Annotated in this window: 3 protein-coding genes; all 3 read right to left on the bottom strand. The window is 54.6% G+C overall.

From position 1 onward, the window contains the following. Positions 1–53 precede the first annotated feature (53 nt). The gene (gene mscL / locus ABI_RS01175; protein ID WP_006270968.1) at positions 54–467 is read right to left on the bottom strand and encodes a large-conductance mechanosensitive channel protein MscL; all 414 of its coding nucleotides are present in this window, start codon (positions 465–467) and stop codon (positions 54–56) included. A gap of 18 nt (positions 468–485) precedes the next feature. Then, a complete protein-coding gene (locus ABI_RS01170) occupies positions 486–785 on the bottom strand; it encodes an integration host factor subunit beta (RefSeq protein WP_006270967.1) in 300 nt (99 codons plus the stop codon). A gap of 79 nt (positions 786–864) precedes the next feature. Then, positions 865–1,119: hypothetical protein (locus ABI_RS25840; protein ID WP_211211104.1), on the bottom strand; the 255-nt coding region annotated here is incomplete at its 5' end.

Here is a 1,119-nt window from a genome sequence, read left to right as displayed (position 1 = left end):
AATGCCTGCCGGCGAGGCTGGGGAGAGGGAAAGCAAAGCAAATTTCCCTTAATTCAGGCCGCGTTCTTTTTCTTCAACTCGGCCAGAATGCCGGCCAGCAGTTCTTCCTGCGAAGGACCAGTCGGAGCCGCGGGAGCCGCCGGCGGTGGCGGCATCAGCTTGTTGATCGCCTTGACCACCAGGAAGATGGCCGTGCCGACGATCAGGAATTGAATCAGGGTGTTGATGAACAGGCCGTAGGAGATGGCCGCTTCTGCAGCGCCGGTGGCCGCGTTAGCTGGTACCATAACCCATTTCATGTCGGAGAAATCGACCCCGCCGGTAACCACGCCGATCGGCGGCATGATGATGTTTTCGACCAGAGAGGTCACGATCTTGCCGAACGCTGCGCCGATGACGACACCGACCGCCAGGTCGATGACGTTGCCGCGCAACATGAAGGTTTTGAATTCTGATACAATACTCATGGCCGCCGCCTCTTGAAATTAATCTTCGTTATCGTCGCCGCCGAGGTTGAGACGCTCGCGGAGTTCCTTGCCACTCTTGAAGAAGGGCACATGTTTCGCCGGGACATTGACCGCTTCGCCGGTGCGGGGATTGCGGCCAGCCCGCGCCGGACGCGAACGTACCGACAGGGCGCCAAAACCACGCAATTCGACGCGACCACCCTTTTCCAGGGTGGATATCATCGATTCGAGGATGAGATTAACCGCCCGTTCGACGTCTTTTTGCGTCAGGTGCGGGTATTCGGAAGCCAAACGTTCAATCAGTTCCGACTTCAGCATTGGTCTCTCCCCCAGCAAGTGAACCTGGAAACCTGAGCATGATCGAAAACGAAAGCATGTTCAAGGGGTTGCTGCAAAATTAACGACCTGATAGCGGTAACAAACCGAAGTTTTTTTCAACTTTTGGGAAGTTTTCCAGCGTTTTGCCCCCCGGCAAACTATGACGCATATCATCTAAGCTTCGCAACTGCAAACATTTCGAAAAAACCTTTTGATCCTGTGACTTAAACTTAGCAGCCGGTGCGTTAACCACTCCGGCTGCGAAAATGCGACGAATACCAACCCTCAAAAAGACTGATACATCCCGCAAGGTCAGGTGCGGTTGGTATTCGCA

It is taken from the genome of Asticcacaulis biprosthecium C19 (assembly GCF_000204015.1).
Lineage (GTDB): Bacteria > Pseudomonadota > Alphaproteobacteria > Caulobacterales > Caulobacteraceae > Asticcacaulis > Asticcacaulis biprosthecius.
Note: the sequence above shows the minus strand (reverse complement) of the source record. Positions and strands in the feature narration are given on the sequence as shown.